This is a genomic window from Paenibacillus sp. J22R67 (assembly GCF_059692175.1).
The window spans coordinates 366368-390519 of the sequence record NZ_JCAUAX010000005.1; the positions used below are offsets into that span (position 1 = coordinate 366368).

19 protein-coding genes are annotated in these 24152 nt (G+C 44.5%); 6 read left to right on the forward strand and 13 right to left on the reverse strand.

Translation table 11 applies throughout. From position 1 onward, the window contains the following. Positions 1–76: 76 nt before the first annotated feature. Both AC58VC_RS21590 and cdaS read right to left on the reverse strand, forming a co-directional pair. Positions 77–4570 carry an S-layer homology domain-containing protein gene (locus AC58VC_RS21590; RefSeq protein WP_497371157.1) on the reverse strand — a complete coding sequence of 1498 codons (4494 nt, stop codon included), beginning with the start codon at positions 4568–4570 and terminating at the stop codon, positions 77–79. Between the two features lie 226 nt (positions 4571–4796). Next, entirely contained in the window at positions 4797–5420 is a 624-nt protein-coding gene (cdaS, locus tag AC58VC_RS21595) for a sporulation-specific diadenylate cyclase CdaS (protein WP_497371159.1), read from the reverse strand. Between the two features lie 165 nt (positions 5421–5585). Between cdaS and AC58VC_RS21600 the strand changes: the two genes are divergently transcribed. Further along, positions 5586–6842 (forward strand): glycoside hydrolase family 18 protein, encoded by a 1257-nt coding sequence (locus AC58VC_RS21600; RefSeq protein WP_497371161.1) that lies wholly within the window; start codon positions 5586–5588, stop codon positions 6840–6842. On the opposite strand, the gene AC58VC_RS21605 is transcribed toward AC58VC_RS21600, so the two are convergent. The 4 genes from AC58VC_RS21605 to AC58VC_RS21620 form a co-directional block, all read right to left on the reverse strand. Further along, on the reverse strand, positions 6839–7810 hold the full coding sequence (locus AC58VC_RS21605) for an NAD(P)-dependent alcohol dehydrogenase (protein WP_497371163.1): 972 nt from the start codon (positions 7808–7810) through the stop codon (positions 6839–6841). The two genes, AC58VC_RS21600 and AC58VC_RS21605, sit on opposite strands and share 4 nt — an antisense overlap. 141 nt (positions 7811–7951) lie before the next feature. Then, positions 7952–8794: an RMD1 family protein gene (locus AC58VC_RS21610; RefSeq protein ID WP_497371165.1), complete on the reverse strand. Its 843-nt coding sequence runs from the start codon at positions 8792–8794 to the stop codon at positions 7952–7954. Positions 8795–8886: 92 nt separating this feature from the next. Then, a complete protein-coding gene (locus AC58VC_RS21615) occupies positions 8887–9975 on the reverse strand; it encodes an AbrB family transcriptional regulator (protein ID WP_497371167.1) in 1089 nt (362 codons plus the stop codon). Further along, complete coding sequence (locus tag AC58VC_RS21620) at positions 9972–10700, reverse strand: MBL fold metallo-hydrolase (RefSeq protein ID WP_497371169.1); 729 nt, start codon at positions 10698–10700, stop codon at positions 9972–9974. Before AC58VC_RS21620 ends, AC58VC_RS21615 begins: the two co-directional genes overlap by 4 nt. Positions 10701–10873: 173 nt before the next feature. On the opposite strand from AC58VC_RS21620, the gene AC58VC_RS21625 reads away from it, so the two are divergent. The 4 genes from AC58VC_RS21625 (at position 10874) to AC58VC_RS21640 (ending at position 14760) form a co-directional block, all read left to right on the forward strand. Beyond that, positions 10874–11758, forward strand: coding sequence for a TetR/AcrR family transcriptional regulator (locus tag AC58VC_RS21625; protein ID WP_497371171.1), 885 nt, complete (start codon positions 10874–10876; stop codon positions 11756–11758). Between the two features lie 218 nt (positions 11759–11976). Beyond that, complete coding sequence (locus tag AC58VC_RS21630; RefSeq protein WP_497371173.1) at positions 11977–12198, forward strand: PspC domain-containing protein; 222 nt, start codon at positions 11977–11979, stop codon at positions 12196–12198. Positions 12199–12336: 138 nt separating this feature from the next. Next, complete coding sequence (gene shc, locus AC58VC_RS21635) at positions 12337–14226, forward strand: squalene--hopene cyclase (protein ID WP_497371175.1); 1890 nt, start codon at positions 12337–12339, stop codon at positions 14224–14226. A 60-nt stretch (positions 14227–14286) separates the two neighbouring features. Beyond that, positions 14287–14760 (forward strand): hypothetical protein, encoded by a 474-nt coding sequence (locus AC58VC_RS21640; protein ID WP_497371177.1) that lies wholly within the window; start codon positions 14287–14289, stop codon positions 14758–14760. Positions 14761–14856: 96 nt separating this feature from the next. Here AC58VC_RS21640 and AC58VC_RS21645 read toward each other — a convergent pair whose 3' ends face one another. Further along, on the reverse strand, positions 14857–15354 hold the full coding sequence (locus tag AC58VC_RS21645) for a hypothetical protein (RefSeq protein ID WP_497371179.1): 498 nt from the start codon (positions 15352–15354) through the stop codon (positions 14857–14859). A gap of 59 nt (positions 15355–15413) precedes the next feature. Here AC58VC_RS21645 and AC58VC_RS21650 point away from each other — a divergent pair, with 59 nt between their 5' ends. After that, complete coding sequence (locus tag AC58VC_RS21650; RefSeq protein WP_497371181.1) at positions 15414–16022, forward strand: DUF7010 family protein; 609 nt, start codon at positions 15414–15416, stop codon at positions 16020–16022. A gap of 52 nt (positions 16023–16074) precedes the next feature. Here the strand turns inward: AC58VC_RS21650 and AC58VC_RS21655 are convergent, their stop codons facing one another. From AC58VC_RS21655 to AC58VC_RS21680, 6 genes are all read right to left on the reverse strand, one after another. Beyond that, positions 16075–16983 carry a phosphotransferase family protein gene (locus tag AC58VC_RS21655; RefSeq protein ID WP_497371183.1) on the reverse strand — a complete coding sequence of 303 codons (909 nt, stop codon included), beginning with the start codon at positions 16981–16983 and terminating at the stop codon, positions 16075–16077. Between the two features lie 48 nt (positions 16984–17031). Continuing rightward, a complete protein-coding gene (locus AC58VC_RS21660; protein WP_497371185.1) occupies positions 17032–17802 on the reverse strand; it encodes a sugar phosphate isomerase/epimerase family protein in 771 nt (256 codons plus the stop codon). 118 nt (positions 17803–17920) lie between these two features. Beyond that, positions 17921–18934, reverse strand: coding sequence for an alpha/beta hydrolase family protein (locus AC58VC_RS21665; RefSeq protein WP_497371187.1), 1014 nt, complete (start codon positions 18932–18934; stop codon positions 17921–17923). 22 nt (positions 18935–18956) lie between these two features. Beyond that, positions 18957–19769, reverse strand: coding sequence for an aminoglycoside phosphotransferase family protein (locus AC58VC_RS21670; protein WP_497371189.1), 813 nt, complete (start codon positions 19767–19769; stop codon positions 18957–18959). A 403-nt stretch (positions 19770–20172) separates the two neighbouring features. Beyond that, positions 20173–23214, reverse strand: a complete 3042-nt coding sequence (locus tag AC58VC_RS21675; RefSeq protein WP_497371191.1) for a family 43 glycosylhydrolase — start codon at positions 23212–23214, stop codon at positions 20173–20175. A 274-nt stretch (positions 23215–23488) separates the two neighbouring features. Continuing rightward, positions 23489–24142, reverse strand: coding sequence for a M48 family metallopeptidase (locus AC58VC_RS21680; RefSeq protein WP_497371193.1), 654 nt, complete (start codon positions 24140–24142; stop codon positions 23489–23491). Positions 24143–24152: the final 10 nt, after the last annotated feature.

The following is a 24152-nucleotide window of genomic DNA, read 5'->3' on the forward strand; positions in this document are numbered from 1 at the left end:
TTGCCTATTCAGGCAACGAAAATGGCCACCGGGACTCAATTCTCGGCAGCCTATTAGGTATATATTCCGATGCCTACTACTCTATCAATCCAGACTTCTGTAAGAGCTTCCGGGTACTAACAGCTACTTCTGCTCTTGATATATATGCCTTTGGATCTAGTGAATTAGCACTCCTACCAGATACAATACCTCCGTGTAAACAATCAATTATTCCGTTTATTGCCCACTCTGAAGCTTTATCTGCATCCTCAAATTGTTTGAATCGAGCAGCACCCTGATCAGCTTCCATCGACGCTACTGCGATCCCCGTAATCTTCAAAGCTTTGGCAAGGATGACCATCGCCTGCTCTCGGGTGATTTTATCCATCGGATGGAAAGCACGATCTTCATAACCCTCGATAAGATCATAATCATAAGCCGCTTGAACATAACGGCTGTACCAGTCTGAAGCCGCTACATCTGAGAACGATGCTGTGTAGTTTTGCAATTTTAAGCCTAAAGCTCGAACTAATAGGACTGCAAACTCGCCACGTGTCATAACTTGATCCGGATAAAAGTGTTCATTTTCGAAACCGTTCACGATCATTCGCAACCCCATATTGCTTATAGCATCCTTTGCCCAATGCCCTTCTATATCTGTGAAATGTACAGGACGCCAGATAATCGCATAGATACTATTCGTCAAGCTGCTAATTTTAGCAAAATATTTGCCATCCAACACAATAATTTTCGTTGGCACATGCCGAACGCTCCCATCTAGATCAATAACAACTCCAGTCATCACACGATCTGGATCTATGCCATCTGGGATTGCGATCATTCTTTCCACATAACGATTAAATGTAGATAAATCTATTGTTCTATCCTTATAAGCGCCATTCACGCTAAAATGAAGAGGCGGTGCTACAAGGGTAAAATTAACTTTAGAAGCAATATCTTCCACAAAATTCATAGTGTCCTCTGTCGCTTTGGCAATTTGGATTTGTACGTTGATATCTTTTAGTGATACGCTCTCACCTAGCTCTTTCGATAAGGAATCGATATGAATCTGAAGTGCAGGTAAGGAATAGGTGGCTGCTTCGGTTTTGAGTTCAATAACCGCTTGCTTATTCTCCATGTTTTTGACCATTTGACCATCCAACTCGCCGACAATCACATCAGATTTCGTTTTCACTGGAATCGTAATAAGTGCCCGCTCACCCGCAGAAGCTAGTTTTTCTTCCAACTGCTTAGAATCAACGACAAAAGTGGTAACTGATTGACCATTCCGGGTGGATACGGTTTCTATTCCAAGATCCGTATCTCTCTGAGATGTTGGATTATATGGAATTACGGGAGCAGCTGGTGGCGAGTTATCCTCATAATCCTCTTGAGCTTGAGAGAAAGGGATTACGGCATTTGATGCAGGGCTTTCTGAGCTAGTACCCACTCCATTATAAGCTTTTACAGTAAACGTATAGGATGTACCATTGGTCAGTCCAGTTATGGTAATAGGACTCGCCTCTCCAACTCCGGTAATTCCTCCAGGTAAGGATGTGACTTCATACCGGGTAATTGGACTGCCTCCATTATCCAGTGGTGCATTAAAGGTGATGATGGCTCGACCATTCTGAGCCTCCGCTCTAACGGATGTCGGCGCACTCGGAGCCTTCATCGGAGCGACTGGCGTGACAGCGATTTCATTAGAGGCGGGACTCTCACCCCTTATGTTGATGGCTTTGACGACAAAATAGTAAGTCGTTCCATTCGACAACTCCATGGCATCGTATTGATAGACTGAGCTGCTAACGGTTGCTATCCTAGTATCGTACGTACCGGATTCCGTGCTTTTGAAAATGGCGTACCCTGATGAGCCATCAATAGGCAGCCAGTTCAGCTGCGCTTGCCCGTCACCTGCAACTATGGATGTAAGCATCGGCACTCCAGGTAATGGAATTTGCGGAGTTGCGCTAATTTCATTGGAAGCATCGCTATTTCCTGCAGGGTAGACGGCTTTGACCACAAAATAGTACGTTACTCCATTGGTCAATTCTTCAACCTTATATTTGTAGACAGCACCGCTGACAGTAACGATTGCCGAACCATAGGATCCAGTGGCGGTACTGGCATATATGTTATAACCCGTCGCTCCTTCTACCGTGTTCCAAGACATAATGACGTGTCCATCTCCAGCAACGACAGATTGCAATTGCGGAGTACCTATTTTTTTCACTGTAACTGTAGTTATCGCCTTTAGCTCACCATTCGATGTTACAGCTGAAATCTTAGCTGTCCCCTCTCCCATAGCGGTGACAAGTCCATCACTATTCACAGTTGCAACATTGGAATTGCTAGTGCTCCAGACAGCCTTTTGGTTAGTGGCATTTGCAGGAAGCATCGTAGTTGTCAGTTGCTCAGACTCACCTACGAACATTGGAAGCGCTGTCTTATTAATCGTAATGCTATCTACTAGAACCTCGGGACCATAAACCTGAAATTCCCAGAGAGAGTATCCATATTGTGTCGCTCTTTTTGTGCCATACATGCGAACATATCGAGCAGTGGCTTCGTTAAAGGTTATTTTCTCTAAAGCCCCTTTGCCGCTTGTTGTGCTGTAGACATCTGTCCAATGTTGAGCATCATTAGATACTTGAATCTGATAGTTTATTCCGTAGGCTGCCTCCCAATAGAGCTGGACTTCATTAATCGGTTTACTTTCACCTAAATCAGCATATACCCAACCAGGATCAACTCCACGCTTAGAGCCGAAACGAGTCGTTAAATTCCCATCAAAAGCCCAAGGTGCAGTATCCACCGAACTATCATTAGATGATGCGACAGCTGGTTGATTTAGGGCCAAGTTAGTTCGTGGTCTAGGCTCGGTTTCTTGCACTGGTTTAATGATAACGCTACTTTGATATTCTCTATCCAGGAAATTCATTTCGTGTAACGTTTTAGCTGGACTTGTACTCCCAGGCATGTACACATTCTCAAATGTAAGCCCGGTTATTAATGCTCCTTCTTGTCCTTTGATTTTGGCGAAACTTTCCCCTGCATCACGAACGGTTATGTTTTTCACCGTAACCCCAGCAACAGGCCCAACACCAATATCTCCACTGTTCACAGTAAATAAAGTCATCCAAGCGCTGTTATCCTCATTCTTACCGCTAATATCCTCGACATCCATATCTTCAAAAGTGACATTTCTTACGGCACCTGTCCCATATTTGTGGTGAATGGCGAACCCAACTGCAGCCTTATAGACAACGCCATTTCTAAAAGTGATGTTTTCTTGATCCTGCATAACGCCTTGCCCTATTTTAAACCCATAACACGCTGTCCACGCAATGGCGTCTTCGAACAAAACATGACTCACAGGTTCTGGATTGCCTGGCCAAGGTACTTTACCTGACGCAATATCGGTATCTTCCTTCCAAGTTTTAGTCGAGAACGGATCATCAAGCGAAATACCAATGGCGTTCCTGACGACTGCGTTTTGCGATTCTACGATATCGATCCCATCATTTTCGCCCATGCCAAGGCTGTTAAACAATTTCAAATTGGTAAATTCCAAATCATTAGAACGTACAGGCATAACAGCCCATGCAGCAGATTCACGGACGAGAACGCCATCCATCTTGAAATTAGTAGTTGCAATTGGCACTACCAGATTGTTTATCATACCTTTATTATTCGTACTCTTATCAGCTGATAAAGCAGCCCCATTACCGTCTAGCGTTCCACGGCCATAAATTTTAATATTATCGGAATCAAATGCTGTTGAGATCCACCAGGTCGCCGGTCTTCCCATGGAGTCTTTGAACCAATGCTCTGTATAGTCAGCTGTCTTGCCTGTTCCAATAAAAGCTGCTCCCGGCTGCATATAGAGCGCTGAATTGCTTTTAAGCACCAAATTTCCGATATAGTACTCACCTGCGGGTATGTAAACAATACCTTGAACACCATTCCCATGAGCTGTTCCATAACTGCTTGCGTCATTGATTGCTCTTTGAATGGTTGCTGTTCGCTCAGCTACTCCCGTTTTATCTCCTGTAGGTGATAGCTGGTAAGGAGCCTTGCTCACATTAAAAATCCCTTCGCCTGAAGCGGCTGGAACATCTGTTTCTAACGGATCTGCGGCAATGACAACTTTTGTAGTCCTTCCATTCATCATGACAATTAAGTATTCATCTTTGTGGGACGTAAAGGTTAATGTTGTTCCTTCGACCTTATCGGCCTTGATCCCTAGCTTCTTAGGACTGATGGCATATTCCGTTACTTTGGCCGTATTCAAGATCGTAAGCTCATACGTAATCGGTCCCTCCGACACTGAAAAATTCGCATAATCATAATCGTTATACGCTTTAACAACAGGGACTTCGACTCCATTCGCCTTGAGCTTATAGTTAACTGAAGCCGCATACTTCGTAGGCTGTTGATAAGGAAAAACCGATGCGGGAACTGCCGTAGCTTGAACGGGTTCTGCTGATGCAGTTTTTACGAATGAGTTCGGTGAAAGACCTGAAAGACAAACCCCTGTAAGCATGAAAAACGCTACAACTGCTTGAAGCCACTTTTTACCCTTGGACATTTGCAAATTGCCTCCTTCTTTGTTAAATTACTCGATTGCAGCTATTTTGAAACCCCTTTCATTAACATGCACCGTCAGTATATCAGAACAAACTTATCTCCATAATGCGGTTAATTCGAGATCATGGGCAGAATTTCGCACATTTACAAAAAAAAAGACCATCCGCCATGGTCTCGTACTCCATGAAGGAAAGCCTTTATTCGTACATCAATTACATAGCGTAATTCTATACAATTATATCCGACATGATGATCGGATGCAGTTGCCCCTTATAGGCAAATGAAGTTTGACCGGTCTCTTCGGATACGACCAAAGCCAAAGCATCTGTTCGTTCCGTTATGCCAATGGCTGCCCGGTGCCGCGTACCCAACTTTTTATTTTCTACAATCATTGCCGACAAAGGCAGCACATTCGCTGCAGAAATGATTTGATCATAACTAATGTATACGGCACCATCGTGCAAGGGGTTCCCTGGGTAAAAGATGGATTCGAGTAAGGAATACGATACTTTGGCCCCTACGGGAATGCCATTATGGAGGTGTTCAACGATAGAATCGTTGCGCTGAATCACAATCAACGCACCGTGGCGGCGTTTCGACAAATGATCAACGGCAATCGTAAGGTCCGAATATTGAATGGAGAAGGCTGACAAATAACACTGCATATAAAAGGAAGCAGCGATCGACTCAACTCTCCTAAACCTTTCTTGAATCGCCTCTAAATCACTTAACATACAGTGATTCTCATTATCTATAACTTGCAAACTATGGTGAAGCGCATCAGAAATTTCTTGTATATGTAGTTTGAGCTGCTCTTTCATTGGGGATTCATCACATCGGATTTGATTCAACTCACACACCTCTGGATTCCATATTACTTAGTATCATTCCCAGTTTTGAAAAGATCATCAAAATAACGATATGACCAATCCAAAGCTCCTACATTGTTCTTAAACATGCTAGCAACTGAATAACTATAACAAAATTGCCGATATTCGGTCAGGGGGCTGATCCCTTTGTTTATTTATACGGTCAAATCAGGGGACTCACTGTATGCAATTTCCAGAAAATATCAAGTGCCGCTTGATACCATTCGCTCAGTGAACGGATTAATTGAAGCTGATCTGGTGCCAGGTCAAGCGCTTATCATGTCGACGACAACCTATATCGTTCAACCAGGTGACACTCTTTCCTATATCGCCAGCATTAGCTATATTCCTCTGCAACTGCTGAAAACCGCTAATGGTTTGCAAAGTGATGCGCTGACAGTCGGTATGCGACTAACCTTGCCGTCTCGGCCCAAATACTTGGAGGAAGGTCTCAGCTATATTTTGCCAAGTACGCCAGAACAGATTCAGAGAACAGTTCAAAACTTCGCAAATCTGAATACATACTTTGGTGTTTTCGAATATCATATTACTCCTGATGGTAGTCTGAGCGAGCTAGCTTATGATGATGTCGTAGTTAAAGTCTCCCGTGATCACCTTGTAGCGCCTCTTGCTACGATAACCAATTTAACGCCAGGTGGGTTCAGCTCCGAAATAACGAAACGATTGCTGCACTCTCCAGAGCTGCGAAACCGTTTGATTAACAACATATATACATTACTTCAAACGAAAAATTACGCAGGTGTCAATGTCGACTTCGAGCGAGTTAGAGTAGATGAACGCGACTTGTATTCCGGATTTTTAAGGGCTTTGAATGAGAAGTTAAAACCGGATGGTTATTATACTTCCGTAGCGGTACCGGTAAAAAGGTCGGAACGTGACCATCCCGGCTATGATTATGGGGGTATTGGCAGCGCTGTCAACTTTGTATTTATTATGGCCTACGATTTTCATGAAGCACACTCAGGACCAGGCCCTGTTGGCCCGATCGATGAAATTAGAAAAACAGTTGATTATGCCATTCAACACATTCCTCGTAATAAAATTATTCTTGGTGTCCCGCGGTATGGTTTCGACTGGACAATGGAGGGAAATGTCCCCATTTCAGCCAAAGCAGTCTCCGTAAAGTCAGCGACAGATACTGCAATTAGGTATGAAGCAAATATTCAATATTCTGAGCAGCATGAGCAGCCGTATTTTGGTTATTGGGATGAGCAAGGACGCAGACATATCGTCTGGTTCGAGGATGCGCGGGCGCGGGCAGCGAAGTGTCAGCTTGTTATCGACTATCGGCTTCTTGGAATTGGTGCATGGCAGCTTGGCTTGAATTTCCCCCAATCCGCCTATCTGATCCTGCACTTTTTCAGGCAGCGAAGAGTCATTTAGTCCGCCACACGGATAACCACTTTTCCTTTAGCATGACCTTCTCCTAAATACTGAAGGGCATCAGCGAGCTCAGATAACGGATAGCATTTATCAATAATTGGCGTAATTTGACCGACCTCAACAAGTCTCTCCAAATCCTTCTGATCATGTTGGTTTGGCTTGTGGATTAAGATGCCCATGTTCTTATTCTCAGTCATTGAAATCCATGGTCCCAGGCACATAACTTGGAAAATTCGAGCCATAGGGCCTCCAACCATGACATAGGTACCTGATGGATTTAGGGATCTTTTGTAATCGAAAATCGATCGATTCCCGACTACATCAAGAATCAAATCATATTGCTGTCCGTTTTGAGTAAAATCATTTTGGGTGTAATCAATAACCTCATCTGCACCAAGCGAAGTAAGCATATCCAATTTTACCGAACTATCAACAGCAACCACTACCGCTCCGATTGCTTTGGCAAACTGTACGGCGAACGTACCTACTCCCCCACCTGCTCCATTGACAAGAACTTTCTGACCTTTCCGAATCTTTCCTTTATCGCGGAGGCCTTGTAAAGCAAGGACTCCCGCTTGTGGCAGAGCAGCGGCTTCATCGAATGTCATATGTGCTGGTTTGAGCGATAATGCGTCTTCATGAACAGCAACAAACTCCGCAAACCCGCCCCAACCAGAGCCAGATATGTCCCCGAACACCTCATCGCCTGGACGAAGATGATTGACCTTACTTCCCACTGCTTCTACGATTCCCGCAATGTCAGCTCCGAGGATGCTATATTTTGGTTTTAGAATCCCGCCAAGGCGGACTATATAGGGCACTCCTCGCAAGAGATCCCAGTCCCATGAATTGACGGATGCGGCATGTATGCGAATCAAGACTTCCTTATCTTTGGGTGCAGGTTTTGCTACCTCGACGAGGTTAAGAACTTCCTTGCTTCCGTATTTCGTGTAGACCATTGCCTTCATTATCCTACCTCCAACGAGAACCCTATAATGCTTGATATTATCATTTTGCGGCTAGATTTATGTCATTATATATAAAATTAAAAAAGCCTGAAGGAAATTTCCCTCAGGCATCTATATTTCTCCAGGCTCGCTCATCCCTACCTAATGGGAAGGAATCCAGCCTACAATTTGTAATACCGTTAATACCACTTCAATGACAATTAAAATCACTACAATCCACTCAACGAACAACCCCCGGATGGAATGACTGATATTCGAAAAACCTTCAAGGATGTGATACAAAATATCCGTTTTACTTTTCAAAATTTTATACCGATCATTCAATTCAAAGAAATCCATCATGCCGTCATAAAATTGACTAGCCGTGCTATTCGTCCAGGTTAAATCAGGTTTATCCAAAATCATGATGTAGGCAAGGGTATTATACTCGTGGCGCACGATTTTGGCTGTGGTTCTCGCCAACTCTTTATTGCCCACGCGAAGCTTCCCTTTCTCTAAGCGATCAATCATCCCTTCGAGGCCATCATGAATATCGCCAAGTTGTTCCTCAATCTTCTCTAGAGCTACTGATTTGGCAAGTACTGTGGAGATGAGTTCAGGGTAGAAGAATTCATACTCGGTTACAATCACATACTTGTCAGTTAACTCCATGCTCTCGATTTCCTCGATATGCAGACTGTAATCGTCCATATATTTATCCACATGCTGGAGATCCATAAGAGGCTCGAAGGTTTGGATAAATTTCAAGAAGGTAGTGATCTCATCCTTGTTTTTGTGATTAACAAAAACAACACTGCCGAATGAAAACACCAGCACTTGTTGTAAGGAATCCGTTTCTTTTTGAAGGATCGAAGATAAAATATCGCCACGCAGGATTAACGGTTGTTCCCACGTGTATTTCTTCGGAATGTCACAATGAATCGCGATTTTATTTAAATCAATTTCATTCGTGACGGCCAAAGCTCTGAAAGTAATATCTTTCATGTTCACCACTCATCTGCAAAAAAAGTTATGCTAACTAGTCTTGACAGAATAAGTTGGCTTCAATCCTATATGAAACCTGTATTTTCTACTTTTTAGCTTCTGGGGACTGGTTCATTCCCTACTTTTCCACTTGGAATCAAGTATTTAAAAGCCAGCCTCAGAAGCGGCGGAACCGCGAAAAAGATGAACCAGGTTCGAAATATTTGATAACAGGTGACGATCGCAATGTCCGCATGAACCTCTTTGGCCATGATCCCCATCTGATCCATACCTCCAGGCGCCATAGCTAAGAAGGCGGTCGCCGCAGAAACGCCATGCATGTTAGAAAGCATCAAACTTAAACCAAGCGAGCCCAAGATTAGCACGAAGCCGCTAATGATCGCAAGGCCAATGATGCGAACTTTGTGTGTTAGACTCTCCGGACGAAGAAGTAAACCAACGTACGTGCCAATTAATAGTTGCGAAACATCTAGAAGACCAGATGGCAGTGCTGGACCTGACACCCCGGAAAGATGAAGAACGGCTGTGGCAATCATTGGCCCTAGCAAGAAGGCTGATGGAAAACGGATCTTTTTAGCCAGCACAGCGCACAACACACAGACAATAGCGAACAAGAAAATATTAGGGAAAAGATCACTCCAATGTGCACTCACACCTACTATATCCTCAATTGCCGATCGGTCACCGCCAAACAACGGACTAAATATAAGCAGCGGAACACAGAAAATAATGATCATCAGCCGTGATACTTGGAGGAACGTCATCACGGTGAGATCGATGCCTTCCGTATCCTCCGCGAGGATGATCATCTGCGATAATCCGCCAGGAATACTCCCCATCAACACCGTCGGCAGCGGCAAGCCAGACACCTTAGAAATGCAATAGGCGATCAGTGCGCTGAAAACCAACAGCAGAACGGTCATAAGAATCATGCTAGGTAATTGCTGCCCCATCTCTTGCAGTGTGGTCATCGTGAATGTTAAACCTATGGAATAACCAATAATAATTAGTGCTGTATCACGTAAATAACTAGGCCAAAGGGGCTTTACCTTTTTCAAAAACCGAGCTCCCAAGAAAGCAAACATCATCGGTCCTAACAACCAGGGTAAGGGAGAATGAATGAACGTGAATAACGTCCCCCCAATAAGCGACAATGCGAGTGTGATGATAAAACGAATCACGACTGCTCAGTCAATTCGGCAATTCGTTTGTTCACATCTCCTTGAATGTGTCCACCGTGATAACAGATAACGCTCTCGATGTCGAAAGCTAATAGCTTCTTCAGAGATCTCAGTGCCTGCTCCATATCGGGTGTAACGGCTGCCCTTGGTCCCTTTAATTCGCCATCTTCGACGACCATGGCATCACCGGCAATCAGCGTTTTACTCGCGTGATGGTACAAACAGACATGCCCTGGCGTATGTCCCGGAGTATGAATGACGGTTAATCCGCCTGCGATTGGCAGCTTCTCCCCGTCTGCTATCGTGGACTCCACGTTGGGATGCGATGGATATAGAAAAGTCTGCTCGAATTGGTTACGGGTCACTTCCGGGAGCTGCCCTAAGAGTAAAGCCAACCTTTCCGGGCTCACCTTGATCATCGGCTTCGCTCCGTTAATCACGTCTTTGTCGTCTTCATGGGCGTAGACGATTGGAGATTCGTCTTCAGCTGCCAGAAACTCAGGCAGTCCACCAACATGATCGATATCCTGATGAGTCAAAATAATGGCACGCAGCGGCACGTTAAGGGTCCCAGCTTGTTTCGCTAACTCCCGAATCGCCGGAGCGGAACCCGGCATGCCTGTGTCGATTAACACCCAGGATTCCTTGTCAAATAGGATAGTCGGATGAATGGTCATAGGTCCCAAATTTAGTGATAACATGTCAATGCCTTCAGCTATTCTCATGTGATTGCCGATGCCAAACCTTATATCATTCTACAAGGCAAGGTCTCGGCCACCTCCTTTTGTTCAAGATTAAAAACCAATGAGTTCATTATAGAACTCGATAGTTTTAGCGTCAATGAGAAACATTGACGTTCCCCTTGACTCATGTCAAGATAGGGGGGGGAGGGATCGCGATGGTAGACTCAAAAAAAGATAAAATCCTAAATACAGCCATCGAGCTGTTCCGATCCAAAGGCTACAGCGCCGCATCCATGCAGGATATCGCTGAGGCTTGCGGTATGGCCAAAGCCAGCATCTATAAATTTTTTGCGACCAAAGAAGAATTATTTACTGCCGCTTTCGTCGCGTGCCATCAGATATTGTTAGATCAAGCAGCAGCGCTGGATCGTGGTGGAACTAGGCTGAACCTGACTCCGAAAGAGAAGCTGCGGCGGAAGATCGAATTCCAGTTGCAGTATACCGTCGAGAATCATCTGTTCATGATCGACTTTAGAGAATTGCCAATTACAACTAACGAACAATTCATCGCTGCATGGAAACGGAAGAAAAACGCGCTGCACACTTGGCGCCGCGAACTTCTAATCGAAACCTATGGGAAGCAGATAGAGCCCTACATTTGGGATATTGTTGCCATTTTCCGGGGAATTCATGTCGAATACTTAACTTATGTCCAGCAGAAGGTGATTGCCTTACCCATGTCCGAGTTAGCTTCGTTCATCGTAGACCGCTTGGATGCCTTAATCGATGATTTCATCCGGACAGCACCGAAACCCGTAATCGCTGAAAGCAATACGCATTTCAACTATTTGAATCCGAGCGATTCTCCTGCCCGTCAAGCGACGATTGAGCAATTGATGGCGCTAATGACCGCCAAAATCGACGAGCTGTCAAAGCCTGACGAAGTGCGCGAGGAGCTTAAAAAAGTCACAGCAATGTTAAAGGAAGCCTGCACTCGCCAAGCCTCCAATCCAACTCTCATCAAAGTGTTCATCTCCTATCTCGATGTCATTCCTGAGCTAAGGCCCCATCTTCGTCAGCTTAACTATCTACTATCCTAACTGGCACGGCTCATCCCAAAAATGAAAAAGAACCCCGCAATTATGAACTTAATTGCGGGGTTTCTTGGCTTTTGTAGTGCTTCTCCCCCGCCTTAAGTCCGGTTCCAAAAACCGTCATAGGTCCGTTTTCGCAGAACCTTGCAAGAGCTACAATAAAGACATGAAAACGAAACAATAACATTTAACATATTGCAAATTTGAGAGGAGCCATACACATTATGAACAAATTATTCCGTTCTAGAACAGACAGCAAGTTAACAGGACTTTGCGGGGGACTCGCAGAATGGCTCGGTTTGAATGCAACTCTGATTCGCTTGTTGGTCATCATCGCGGCTTTGTGCAGCTTCGGAACCGTCGTTCTGATCTATATGATCGGTTGCCTGCTTGTCCCTAAAGCGCCGCAAAGCCATTACGATTTTACACCTCCATATCACCAATAATGTGCAAGACAGTAAAACGTCAGTGAAAACTGGCGTTTTTTTCTTGTTTAACTGTTTAAGCATATCTTAAAATGTTGCAGTGTTCATATCATGTAAAGATCCATCTAATCTAGATTTGAAGCGGCAGGAGGACGGCATATGCCTGTATGGAGCGAAGTGAATGAGGAAATTCGCCGCATGCGCGTTAGACTCGAACAATGGCAGCAACAAGACGGCTCTTGGCGATTTTGCTTTGAAAATAGTTTATTAACCGACGCCTACATGATTATCGTCCTTCGAACATTGGAAGTCCCTCATGAGGCGCTAATCAAACAACTGCATGATCGCATTGCTGCTGAACAGGAATCAAATGGCGCATGGAAAGTCTATCACGATGAAGAAGATGGCAATTTGGATGCTACAGTGAATGCCTACTTTGCGCTTTTATATGCGGGATACAGCAAAAAAACGGACGAATCGATGATGAAAGCTGCAGGCTTCATCTCTTCCAAAGGCGGAGTCAAGCAAGTAAAAACCTTACTTACGAAGGTATTTCTGGCAGCCGCAGGACAATATCCTTGGCCATCCTCGATGATGATTCCACTTGAATTTCTTTTGTTACCGACGACTTCACCGATTAACTTTTTTGACTTTTCCGGCTTTGCCCGTGTCCACTTTGCACCAATTCTGATTATGGCTGACCTCAAATTTGTAAGGACAAATACGGCCACACCGGACTTATCGGAGCTGACTCTCCCCGTTCGCAAGAATCCTGAATCCCCCCGTGGTTTTCAGGATCTGTTGAATGAAGTCCATAGCGGTATTAAGCAGCTAACAAGTCTTCCCCAGCAGCTGCATAAGAGAGCTGTACGATATGCGGAAACTTATATGCTTGAACGTATTGAAGCTGATGAAACGTTGTACAGCTACTCGACGTGTACACTACTAATGATCTTGTCCTTGTTAGCACTAGGTTATGACAAGAATCACCCTACAATTAATGCCGCTCTGAGCGGTCTCTACTCCATGCTGTGGAACATGAATGGAAAGATTCATCTCCAGAACTCGCCTTCCACTGTTTGGGATACCGCGCTGCTTGCCGCGGCTCTTCAGCAAGCTGGAACTTCACCTGAGCATCCTTCTATTGCAAAAGCAGTCCACTATTTGCGCGGTATGCAGCAGTCCAAATTAGGAGATTGGAGCGTCCATGTCGCGCGTCCGGTACCCGGTGGCTGGGGCTTCTCCGAATCTAATACGATAAACCCCGACGTGGACGATACCACGGCAGCTTTGCGGGCCATACACGCAACAACTCAGCGTAATGCTGAGTACCAAGACACATGGAACCGCGGGTTGAACTGGGTATTGTCCATGCAGAATAAAGATGGCGGCTGGCCCGCTTTCGAGAGAGGGGTTACTAACAAGCTGCTGACACTGGTCCCTGTTGACGGTGCCTCCGCAGCTGCCATTGACCCGTCCACCGCGGATCTCACCGGAAGGACATTGGAATTCCTAGGTGCAACTGCAGGACTAGACGTCCATCAAACCATCGTACGCAGAGGTGCAGATTGGTTATTCACGAATCAAGAAGCGGATGGCTCGTGGTACGGCCGTTGGGGAGTTTGCTACATTTATGGCACATGGGCTGCTTTAACGGGACTAATGGCTGTTCGAACGAAACCCGATCACCCTGCTGTTGCAAAAGCCGTCGATTGGCTGCTAAGCATCCAAAACGAGGACGGCGGCTGGGGCGAATCCTGCTACAGCGATAGTGTCAAACACTATGTACCACTCGGCGCCAGCACACCTTCCCAAACCGCCTGGGCGCTCGATGCACTTATCGCGGTATGTGAAGAACCTCTGCCTGCCATTAACAAAGGCATGCGACAACTGATACAGCTGATGCACAAGGATGACTGGACGACGCAGTATCCGACTGGAGCAGGGCTGCCCGGCAGCTTTTATTCTCATTATCACAGTTACCGGTATATTTGGCCCTTAATCACGCTGAGTAACTACAAGAAGAAATATGAGAACATTGTAAAATGAACAATACACACCCTGCTTACGTCAAATCCAAGGCAACTTGCTATACGAAGGAGAATAATCATGAAGAAATTTTTCAAATCCCTATTTCATAAGCGGTCATTTGCTGATCAGCTGGAGACTTATCTTGAGGCAACCTTATTAAGATGGAAAAAACGCATCAGCCCCATAACGAACAGAATCGGATTTGGCATTTACTTTTACAAGAACATCACAATTAACCTAAATCGCTTGAACAAAGAAATTTTAGAAATTGCTCAGGATCGTGCTAAACTCTCACACTTCAACAAGTCCGCATTTCCCAGCTTCATATCCGTCGTCGACGGCATTCATACAAGAATGTTCACACACCTGCCAAATCATGTCATTCTACAAATTACTTCTTTAGTTAAAAGGCTACCAGGTTTCAAAGAGCTACAATCGATTTCACGAACTTATGGGTACATTTGTGAACTTCAATACAATCAAGGAAGAGTATTTTTCGGCTCCTTACAGATACATTTTATTAAAATAGAAAGATTGGCCGCGCCTTTATAAGCGAAGCAAAATGACAAAAGACTGCGATCACTCCTGCTTACACAGGTGATAACAGTCTTTTTATGCTTGCTAGCATGGTCATTGTTTGGTTATCATTTAATGAGACGCATGGCTGGCGTCCTGCCTTTTTTGAATCGCGTGCATGCCCATAATGACAGCCACAAGTTCGTAACTATCCAAATCAGCACTTTGGTTACTAAGTGTGAAAGCTCCTGAAGATAACCATCCGTTTACTTTTTCGAAATTAGCGACAAGCGAGCCTGATGAATCCGATACCTCATATTCCTTTGAAAATGCCGGGGAGGTGATGTCATAGCTGCCTCTCCCTTCCGTTTCATAGGTGAATTTCTTGGAGAACATCGTAAATCTGCTTCGCAGCACACCAACCAGACTTCCGTCTGGATTCGAAATCTCCCATTTGCCTGAAAAAAACGGAAAACCTCCTTTGTACAGCAACTGGTCATTTACGCCAAACACATCAATGGCCGAACCAAATGAACTCTTCAAATCTAAATGTCCTATGTTCTTTTCCTGACTATCCAAAATCTCCGTAAAGCCTGCATTAAAAAAATTATCACGAAAATATAAATTCATATCTCTCTCCTCCTTAAGTTGAATCATCTAAAAATGATGCGGAAAGGAAGTTTGCACGTATGAGACACACGACTTCAACAATCCCGAGAGCTGCTGTTCGGGGGACATCGCTGGGTGTTATCTTCATGGCTTTATTCGGTACACTCTGGGCTGGCATCGGAATTGGCGGACTGCAAGGCTGGGGTTCAACTGGGCTGATCATCGCGGCTGTTCTAATTGGTATTCTGTTGCTATCTGGTGGCATTTCGCTTTTTGCCGCCTCCAAGCATTTATCTCAAGCTGCCAAGTCCGATACACACCGCTGGAAACGCGTTTGGATTTGGTTCGGCATTATCTTCACCATTGAAGGTGTTGCAATTGGAGTCGCAAGCGCCATATGTACCGCTACAAACCATTTTAATCTACTTTTTCCCATAATGGCTATCATCGTTGGTGTTCATTTCATTCCGTTGGCACCGCTTTTTCGGACCAAGACTCACTATGTGACCGGAACGCTTCTTGCCTTGCTTGCAATTGTTACCCTTCTATTTGTACCTGAAAATGCAACGCTTGGCGGGCATTCAGTTATCGCGTGGTGGCTCGTTGTTGGTTTTGGCTCCGCATTGATCCTGTGGGCTACTGGAGTAAAGGTATGGCTTATAGGAAAAAGATGGATGAATACTCGCTAATCAACATAAAGCAATAGCGTCCACCTCTACATAAAGTGAACGCTATCGTTTTCTAGATATAAGTCAATAATTGCTCCGCGTTGCGCTTCATATCCGCCGTTCGCTGTCTGAAAGCACAATAAGCGATATGGTCAAGGCCTATATGTATGAGACAACACAGAAGGCGCAGCTCCAATTGGAGGGGTTGGCCTCCGTTCTTGTCCCAATGACGCTCCAGTATGTGCCTCAGGTCAACCATCTGCCACTGCGGATACCAAGACCACCAGTATAGGAACCAAGCATGGTCGTAGAGAGGATCACCATAGAAAGCATTTCCCCAGTCGATTACCCCCGTAAGCCTTCCACTGTCCACCAGCACATTCCGGTTCAGCAAATCGTTGTGCACAATGCCACGGCACTCCGGTAATTGGGGTACCAGTTGACGCAGTTTCTCAACACCTGCATCGAACACTCGTGCTTCCCCAGGTGAGGCGTCCAGCCGCTCGCGCCAGCCCGCAAGGCGATCTCTTGGCTCAGCCACAGAGAGGAGTTCAGTCCCCCAACAAGGACCAACCCCATCTGGTCGCCAGAGCCCGATCCCTTGCGTACTCGTATGATCAAGCTTCTGAAGTTCATAAAGTGCGTCCAGTAATTGTGGCAGCACGAACTGAATCTCATTCCCATCAAGCTCATCGAGATGCTTTCCCGTTACACGCTCAGATATGGCATAGAATCCATTTTCGGTCTGTCCAACCTCGATTACCGTAGGAATCGGAAGAATCTCTGAATGATAATTACTCATCACTCGATCTTTTTCAAAATCAGCTACATAATCCCCAAAGCGGATAACCGTTTCATTCCCGTCGAGCAAGAGTGAATAAGCCCTTGACCAGTCACCTGCATCAAGCGGCTGAAGGTTTTGAGCACGCTCACCGAATCGAGCTTTCACAAAACGATTTGCAGATTGCTTGAAATCCTCCACCGTATTTCCTCCTAGTTTCCCACAACAATGAACCACTCCGGCTTCTAACTAAGCAAATACTCGCTTCATAAAAGCCAAGCTTTCACGCTGTTCTATCTCCGGATCTCTGACTGTGCATTCTGCGGATATCATCCCTTCATAACCTGATGCTTTCAGAGCAGCAACGAATTGATCATAGGGATATTGACCTGTCCCCGGCGAGAATCGCCCTGTATCAGCTAAGTGTATGTGATGCAGCCAAGTTTTATTATCGATTAGCGTTTGAAGCGGTTCTTTCTCCTCATCCATATGATAGAAATCAGCTAAAACACGAACAGACGGGTGATTCACTTGTTTCGCAAAATGAACAGCTTCTGAGACACTATTAATTAAGTTTGACTCCTTTTTATTTAACGGTTCAATGACCAACGTCACGCCAGTACCGGCAAATTCTTCTCCAATATGGGACAGCAGTTGAACAAACTGTTCCTCTGAGCGGCTTCGATCCCAGCCGTCGGGAATATTTCGCGATCTCCCGCTCCCGAGGACGACGGTTTTGGCCCCTATCTGATTTAACGCACTTGCAGCTTTGTGTATGTAGCGTTGAAGGCGCTCCAGATCAACCTCTGGTCCCACAACTTTTAAATCACCAGGGAAAAAGATATTAAATGCACTGGCAGGAAGCGGGCTATTCATAAATAAAGGTAATCTTGCCGCATATTCCTCTTCATTTTCTAGATTCAAAGAAACTAGCGCACATTCTATGTAGTCAAAACCCAAACCCTTCAATCTCTCTGCCTGCTGAATCTCACTGCACCAACCAAAGGTATACATCGTCATCCATCCCTCTCGCGTTCAATTTTTATTAAATAGAACTGATGATAGCGCATACAAACACATGCTAATTAAGACGCTTTGAAGTGAAAAAAGTTTCTAGCCTATTCCATTTGTGTGAAACTCACGCCCAGACCCGACGGAACCAATCGTATGCCACATTGCCTGATATCTCATGAGTGCCTTCAAAAAGATCTAATTCCAACTTTTCTTCTGATGCTAAGTTTTGATAAATACTCCGAATCTGCTCATATGCTTCTAGTGTTGCGTGTACAGGAAAAATAGGATCGCTTTTGCCAGCTTCGATGAGAAGAGGTCTAGGGGCGATCAAACCAATCAGATCTGGCATCTCAGCTACTAATGACAGACCTGGTATATAATTGTCTATACAGTGATGAATGGATAAAATACTAGCTTGAAAAGTATTGGTATAACCGCTAACAACAGCAGCCGATATACGATTATCAATCGCTGCTGCGAACGAGCAAACGAGTCCACCGCCCGATATCCCCATACAGCCGATTCTCGCGGCATCTATATCATCACGTGTGAGTAGATAATCTACGCATCGCAGCGTTTCGAATACACGATATCCAGCCATGGTTTGACCCATTGCCAATAGAAACGTAGAGAGACGTTGACAAGAGTTCGCCTCCTGATTTTCCTCGCTCAATTTACGATCACCAAATCCTAATAGTTCTGGCGCAGCAACGATATAACCTCTATTCACAAGCTCAACAGCAAAATCTTTCTGGTAGCCCTTGTCACCCGTTTTTGCCTCACCATCTATCGTTAAACCAACAATATCCTTACTTCCATATCCGTGACCATGACAGGCAATAATAGCTCCTGCTCGCTCATCGCGTTCCTTCGGAATAAGTAGGTAGACGGGCATGTAGAGGTCGGGATAGGTCTGAATTTGTATTCTCTCTCGCGTATAAGTGCCGCAATCCACAGATTCAAGAAGCACGGGATCAAGATCAGGAATCTTCGCTGGATAACCACCAAGCAACTCAACGAAACGCGTACGTAATCGCTCATTCCAGTTAACACATTCCTCTTGTGAGCGAGCTTGAAATTTTTCGGATGGCGTTACACGATCGTACAATTGTTTTAAATACTGATCAGGACTCCACATGACAGTCAGCACCTCGTTTTCATTATTTTCGATTTAAACGTTCTCTTATCACTGACATCAACTGCTCTTTCTCCTCTTCAGGAATCCAATCTGTCAGTCTAGCTGCAGCAATGGGCAACAACCATTGATCGATCTCTTCAAATCTTAGATTAGAATGAGTCAGATAATGCTTTACGTACACATCCACCATCCGTTCTCGCACTCCTTGAAGCTGCTCTTTCACATGATCCGGAGCAGCATCTGGAAGAGTACCATAGCGGAGCAGAAGTAACGTACGAGCAACATCACCTGCAGGATTGCCAATCATGCCATCTGTCCAATCAATGATCCATCTCTTCTCCCCGACCATGACATTATCCGGATGAAAATCGCCATGACAGACGCAGTTACCGGTCAGCAGCTCCTCAAGACATTGAAGAATCGCATCCCTTTCATCTGGTGAAAGTTGAGCAGCTTGGTGAATGTTAGAAGCCAACACTTCTTTTTGTTGACGAAAATGCTTGCCGCCCTCGTTTGCAGGATTCTCAAAACGATGAAGCATAACATGCATGTCGGCTAACATTTCAGCAAAATCATCTAACGCTAGAGGATTCTCTACCATTTTCTGTAGGAGCGGCTTGCCATCGATATATTCAAAAATAATGCCAACCCTTTCCTCAATCTCCACTAGCCCATTGACTTGCGGCACAGGAATGCCAAGCGTAGCAATTTGTTTCGTTATCTCATATTCGTAAGTGATTGCTTCTTTTGGGAATCCACTGCGGTAAAGTTTGATCACGCTTTCATGACTATGCTGAAAGATCTCTGCTGTTCTACCTTCCGCTATTCGTTTCATCATGTCTTCCTTTCTGAATGACGTATTTCCTTATTTTAACATAGGTTCAACTCTTGAATCGATACTTTCATTCAGGATGTATTTGTATACATCAATTTTATAAGTTTGGGAGGGGAACTACGGTTCGCTATATCCATGAAAAGGAGCGATCCTCACGTATAAGGGGATCTACGGTTCGCTATTTTGCCAATTTCTTACAAATAATAGCGCCATGGCGCCAGATAAGAGCTTGTAGTTCCGCTAAGAGCGTAAAAAGCTTTTTTTCTCCATATAGAGGACTGTAGTTCCCCTGAGTAAAGCCTGTGCCGGAATCCCGCAAGGGCCGTCACATGAAAGACAATACCGATCCGTCAAACCTAAAAAAGAGACCGTCAGAAGAATCCCTGACGGTCTTACTGATCCTTTACTCGAACATGGCTCTTGCGATCACCGCAAGATCTAGAATATCAATGACGTCATCATGGATAAGATCATATTTTTTGACCAAATTCCAATCTGGGCTTGATATCGTTTTGCCATAGCTCGCAGCTGCAATCGCGATATCACCTACAGATACTTTGCCATCCCCATTAACATCTCCTGAAGGGCTAGTATTTACGGAATTCGTAAATGCATGCAAAGCTTGATTCAACGTACTTGTTGCTTGATCGATTTCTGCCTGCGTTACCGCGTTTGCGGCTGCTGCAATGGCTGCATTAATCGCTGTTTGCAAGATAGCTTTGGAACCTGTTGGGTATTGCCCTGGTGCATGACCTTCAACAGCTGCTTGCAAGGTTGCCTGTGACTCTGCAATAAGCGCATTCAAAGCTTCTTTGTTTAGTTCATTGGCACCAGTGACCTGTACGTTATGCGTGACAGAGTTCAAGGAACTCTCCACACCCACAGAGTTGGCAAGTTGCACGGAAGAGAGCTGAATACTTGCGCTAGTTGTCTGTTTAAGTGCTTTCCACGTTAATTTAAGCAGTGCACCATCCGTTGAGACGGAATGATCAGCGCCTAGGCTTGCCAACAGAATACGAACTTTGCCAGGCACATCCTTATTTACACTGACTACTTCTAGACCAACCTTCTGTGATTCTGCCTTAACAAAAAGGAAAGTATCCGGGTCAAAGTTGAACGTTAAATCCTGAGCGTAGATGGCATCTGACGGATTTGTCGATACATGCGCCAGTCCATAGTTCACATCGAAGTTATTTCCTACTGCGCTCTGAGTTGCTCCTGTGAGAGTTCCTGTTAACTCCGTTGGTTCAGTTGGCTCAGTCACATTAGGAACGTCAGCCTTATACATCGTTAAATAATCTAAATTGACATTACCGATACTGCTTTCATCAATTCGGTAGCTGATTACATTTTTGCCTGCTTGCAAGGTCAAACGTTCAGAAGCTGTAAACCATTCATCCCAGCTAATCGCTGTTTTGTCCGGAGCAATTGTTTTTGCATGTTCCCCGTTGACATAGACGTTGATTTTCGCTCTTGCCGGCAATTGGACCGTAGGATTCGTAGTAGATTCCCCATTCACTTGTTCCCCATAAGCATATCTTACACCAACAATATAATCCCCGGCTTCTGCTGAATTAACAACAAAATTCGCTTCAGCACCTGGTTTTTTGGGCAAATTGATATACCCTGTTCCTTGAAAGTTCAAATGGGTGCTTTCTTTTGTAATATCACCTACCAGCAGTGCATCCTCCGCTTGGTACATATCCCCTTGTCCTAAATCACCTGAAGGCAGTTCCTGCCACACGTTTGGTGCAACAGGTGTGCCAAAATTAGGCGTTCCATCTGCATGCCAACCGAATTTCTTGATATTTACCTGACGCCACCAGTTACGTCCTGTATCTTGATACACCCGTGAATGATAAATCATCCAATCTTCCGTACCATCTACCGATTGAACAAATCCTGCTCGGGCTGGACCTGATACATCACTTGTAGAGACGAAAACATCATTCTTGCGCGTCCAAGAATTCGGGTTTAAGAAGTCCCCATCCGTATTCATAAAATAGGATAAACGGTAACCGTCTGATGCATAGTCACCCTCTGACATTGTGATGAACACTTTGCCATCACGTTGCAAGACACGGGGACCTTCCCCGCCTCCGCCCGGCAAGAAGGAGCGATCTACGCTAATTGTGTAAGGATTATCCATCGGAGCAATAGCCGGACCGATTGGTTCTCCAGAGCCTAAAGTGCCCCAAACGGCGTAGAGCTTCCCTTTATTTTCAAAAACCGTAAAATCGTTTGCTTGCTTATAGACACCATTTTCTCCGGCATACAAAGCACCTTTGTCTACATAAGCCCCTTGAGGATCATCCGTAACGGATTCCAAAACAGTCGCCATATGCTTGTAATCATATGCTTTCAAATCGGCACAGTAATAAATATACCATTTGCCATCAAAGAAGAAGATTTCTGGAGCGAAAATACGTGTTTGTGTGCCTTGTGAATCAAAAACCAATTTCTTTTCCCCTTGGTCTGTCAAGGTACGGGATTTGGATACATACACCTTATTCTCAGAGTCCAGGTTACTAGAAGAAACGAAGTAATAGAAACCGTCTTTGTAAGTTACAAATGGGTCCTGACCTTGATAGAGTGGATTGTTAAATTTGTTATGTACGGAAGAACTTGTAACACCCATCGCTTTCATAAACTCGGAACGGGAAATGGATACGTTTTCAATTCCGTTTATTAAGGCTTCAACCTTATCTCTATCCGTCATTTCCGCGTCATCAATCGTGCTAAGCAGCTCTGCAGCTGTTTGTTTAGATGCTTGGAGTTTGTTGCGATCGCTTTCTGTTACTTTATCTGCAAAATTGTCTGCTAAATAATCTAATTTTTGAATTTCTGCGTTTAAATCACTTTTTTTCGTTACCAACGTACGATCTGCTGGCAAGTAAAGCGCTGATTCTGGAACGATCTGTCTTTGCTGACTTGCACTTTCCCATTCCATCTTGAGCCAAGTGCCGCCCCAACCTTGTAAATACTCAACTTTGATATCGTAGTGTTTACCTGCCTCCAAAGAGATAGGTGTACTAACTTGTGGTTTTTCCCAAGTTTGCTGCCAGAAGTCAATGATCAACTGACCATTAATCCACAGCCTAAAGCCATCATCGCCAACCATATGGAAGGTATAGTCTTCTGTGTATGTCGGAACAATAGTACCTGTAAACCGTGCCGTATTATAATCAGGCGTTCCAGAAAACTGATTAAAAATACTGCCAAATGAATCGCCATTCAGATTGCCAATAGCTCGTGATCCACGTTTATCATCGAATTTGAATACAGTGATATCTGTTCGATTATCAGGATTAGGCACACATTTAAAGAAATCCCCCATTAATCCATGTCCATCCAAAATTGGATCAGCAGCACGAGCATTCATAGGCATATTAATCGTGCATGCAAATAAGATAAAAGCCATAAGTATCCCAATTACTTTTTTCATCGGTAATCTCCTATTCTCATATTCGTTTCTACTCCGTGGATATTCTGCTAACGTTCCGAGTGATTACAAGAAACAAAGCCAGCAGCCTCGTTGCCTAATGGCGCACACCGTGTGACCTCCTTCCCCTGTCTTGCTGCGTGTTTTTAACTTAACATATTTTCAAACAGATAGATTTGCAATATCCCGAGCTTTTTTACAAATATCTTCCCTTTTTATAAAAACAAAAAAAACTGACGCCGATTTCGTCCGGACGACAGTTTCTATTGCAATATTCCTAAAGCGTCATGGCTTGACCATACCTAGCCAAGAACTCTTCCTTTTCCTTGTAATCTGGCATAATGCTGCCTACACGTCTCCAGAAGGAGCGGTCATGATTCATATGAGTGAGATGACATAGCTCGTGGATGATGACATAATCAATTACCTCAAGCGGTGCCATGGCTAAGCGATAATTAAAGGTTAGTTTTTTGTCCGAGCTGCAGCTTCCCCATTTGGTCTTGGACTCCTCAATTTCAATCACCTTCGGTTTTACCTTTAATTGTGTTTGATAGATCTTGATGCGATCGGCTATGATTTTCTTGCAGCTTGAGAAATAGAACTTCTTAAGATTCACTTTCAATTCTTCTTCACTTAGCCCGGCAGTCTCAATTAACTCATGGAGAAAATGATATTTCCCAAGATGAAGGAATTTACCTTCCTCTTGATACTCTTTTGTTCGAATGGGCTGTTTCGCTTTTTCTATAAGCTGTAATTTCTCTACGATCTGCTTCCCATGCTGTTTTACGACACTCATAATGGTCTCCTGACTTGTATCGTTAGGAGCTTTAACTGTGATGTATCCTGTTGTTTCGATTTGAATCGATATCTTTTTTCTAACTCCATAGACAACATGAAATTCAATTGTCTTATCTTCAAACTCAATCTTCATCCTGATCATC

Bases quoted from the DNA above. Each gene is read 5' to 3' on its own strand.
- AC58VC_RS21590 (WP_497371157.1), bottom strand. From the start codon at position 4,570: ATGTCCAAGGGTAAAAAGTGGCTTCAAGCAGTTGTAGCGTTTTTCATG.
- AC58VC_RS21605 (WP_497371163.1), bottom strand. From the start codon at position 7,810: ATGAAGGCAATGGTCTACACGAAATACGGAAGCAAGGAAGTTCTTAAC.
- AC58VC_RS21610 (WP_497371165.1), bottom strand. From the start codon at position 8,794: ATGAAAGATATTACTTTCAGAGCTTTGGCCGTCACGAATGAAATTGAT.
- AC58VC_RS21620 (WP_497371169.1), bottom strand. From the start codon at position 10,700: ATGAGAATAGCTGAAGGCATTGACATGTTATCACTAAATTTGGGACCT.
- AC58VC_RS21625 (WP_497371171.1), top strand. From the start codon at position 10,874: ATGGTAGACTCAAAAAAAGATAAAATCCTAAATACAGCCATCGAGCTG.
- AC58VC_RS21630 (WP_497371173.1), top strand. From the start codon at position 11,977: ATGAACAAATTATTCCGTTCTAGAACAGACAGCAAGTTAACAGGACTT.
- shc (WP_497371175.1), top strand. From the start codon at position 12,337: ATGCCTGTATGGAGCGAAGTGAATGAGGAAATTCGCCGCATGCGCGTT.
- AC58VC_RS21640 (WP_497371177.1), top strand. From the start codon at position 14,287: ATGAAGAAATTTTTCAAATCCCTATTTCATAAGCGGTCATTTGCTGAT.
- AC58VC_RS21645 (WP_497371179.1), bottom strand. From the start codon at position 15,354: ATGAATTTATATTTTCGTGATAATTTTTTTAATGCAGGCTTTACGGAG.
- AC58VC_RS21650 (WP_497371181.1), top strand. From the start codon at position 15,414: ATGAGACACACGACTTCAACAATCCCGAGAGCTGCTGTTCGGGGGACA.
- AC58VC_RS21660 (WP_497371185.1), bottom strand. From the start codon at position 17,802: ATGACGATGTATACCTTTGGTTGGTGCAGTGAGATTCAGCAGGCAGAG.
- AC58VC_RS21665 (WP_497371187.1), bottom strand. From the start codon at position 18,934: ATGTGGAGTCCTGATCAGTATTTAAAACAATTGTACGATCGTGTAACG.
- AC58VC_RS21670 (WP_497371189.1), bottom strand. From the start codon at position 19,769: ATGAAACGAATAGCGGAAGGTAGAACAGCAGAGATCTTTCAGCATAGT.
- AC58VC_RS21675 (WP_497371191.1), bottom strand. From the start codon at position 23,214: ATGAAAAAAGTAATTGGGATACTTATGGCTTTTATCTTATTTGCATGC.
- AC58VC_RS21680 (WP_497371193.1), bottom strand. From the start codon at position 24,142: ATGAAGATTGAGTTTGAAGATAAGACAATTGAATTTCATGTTGTCTAT.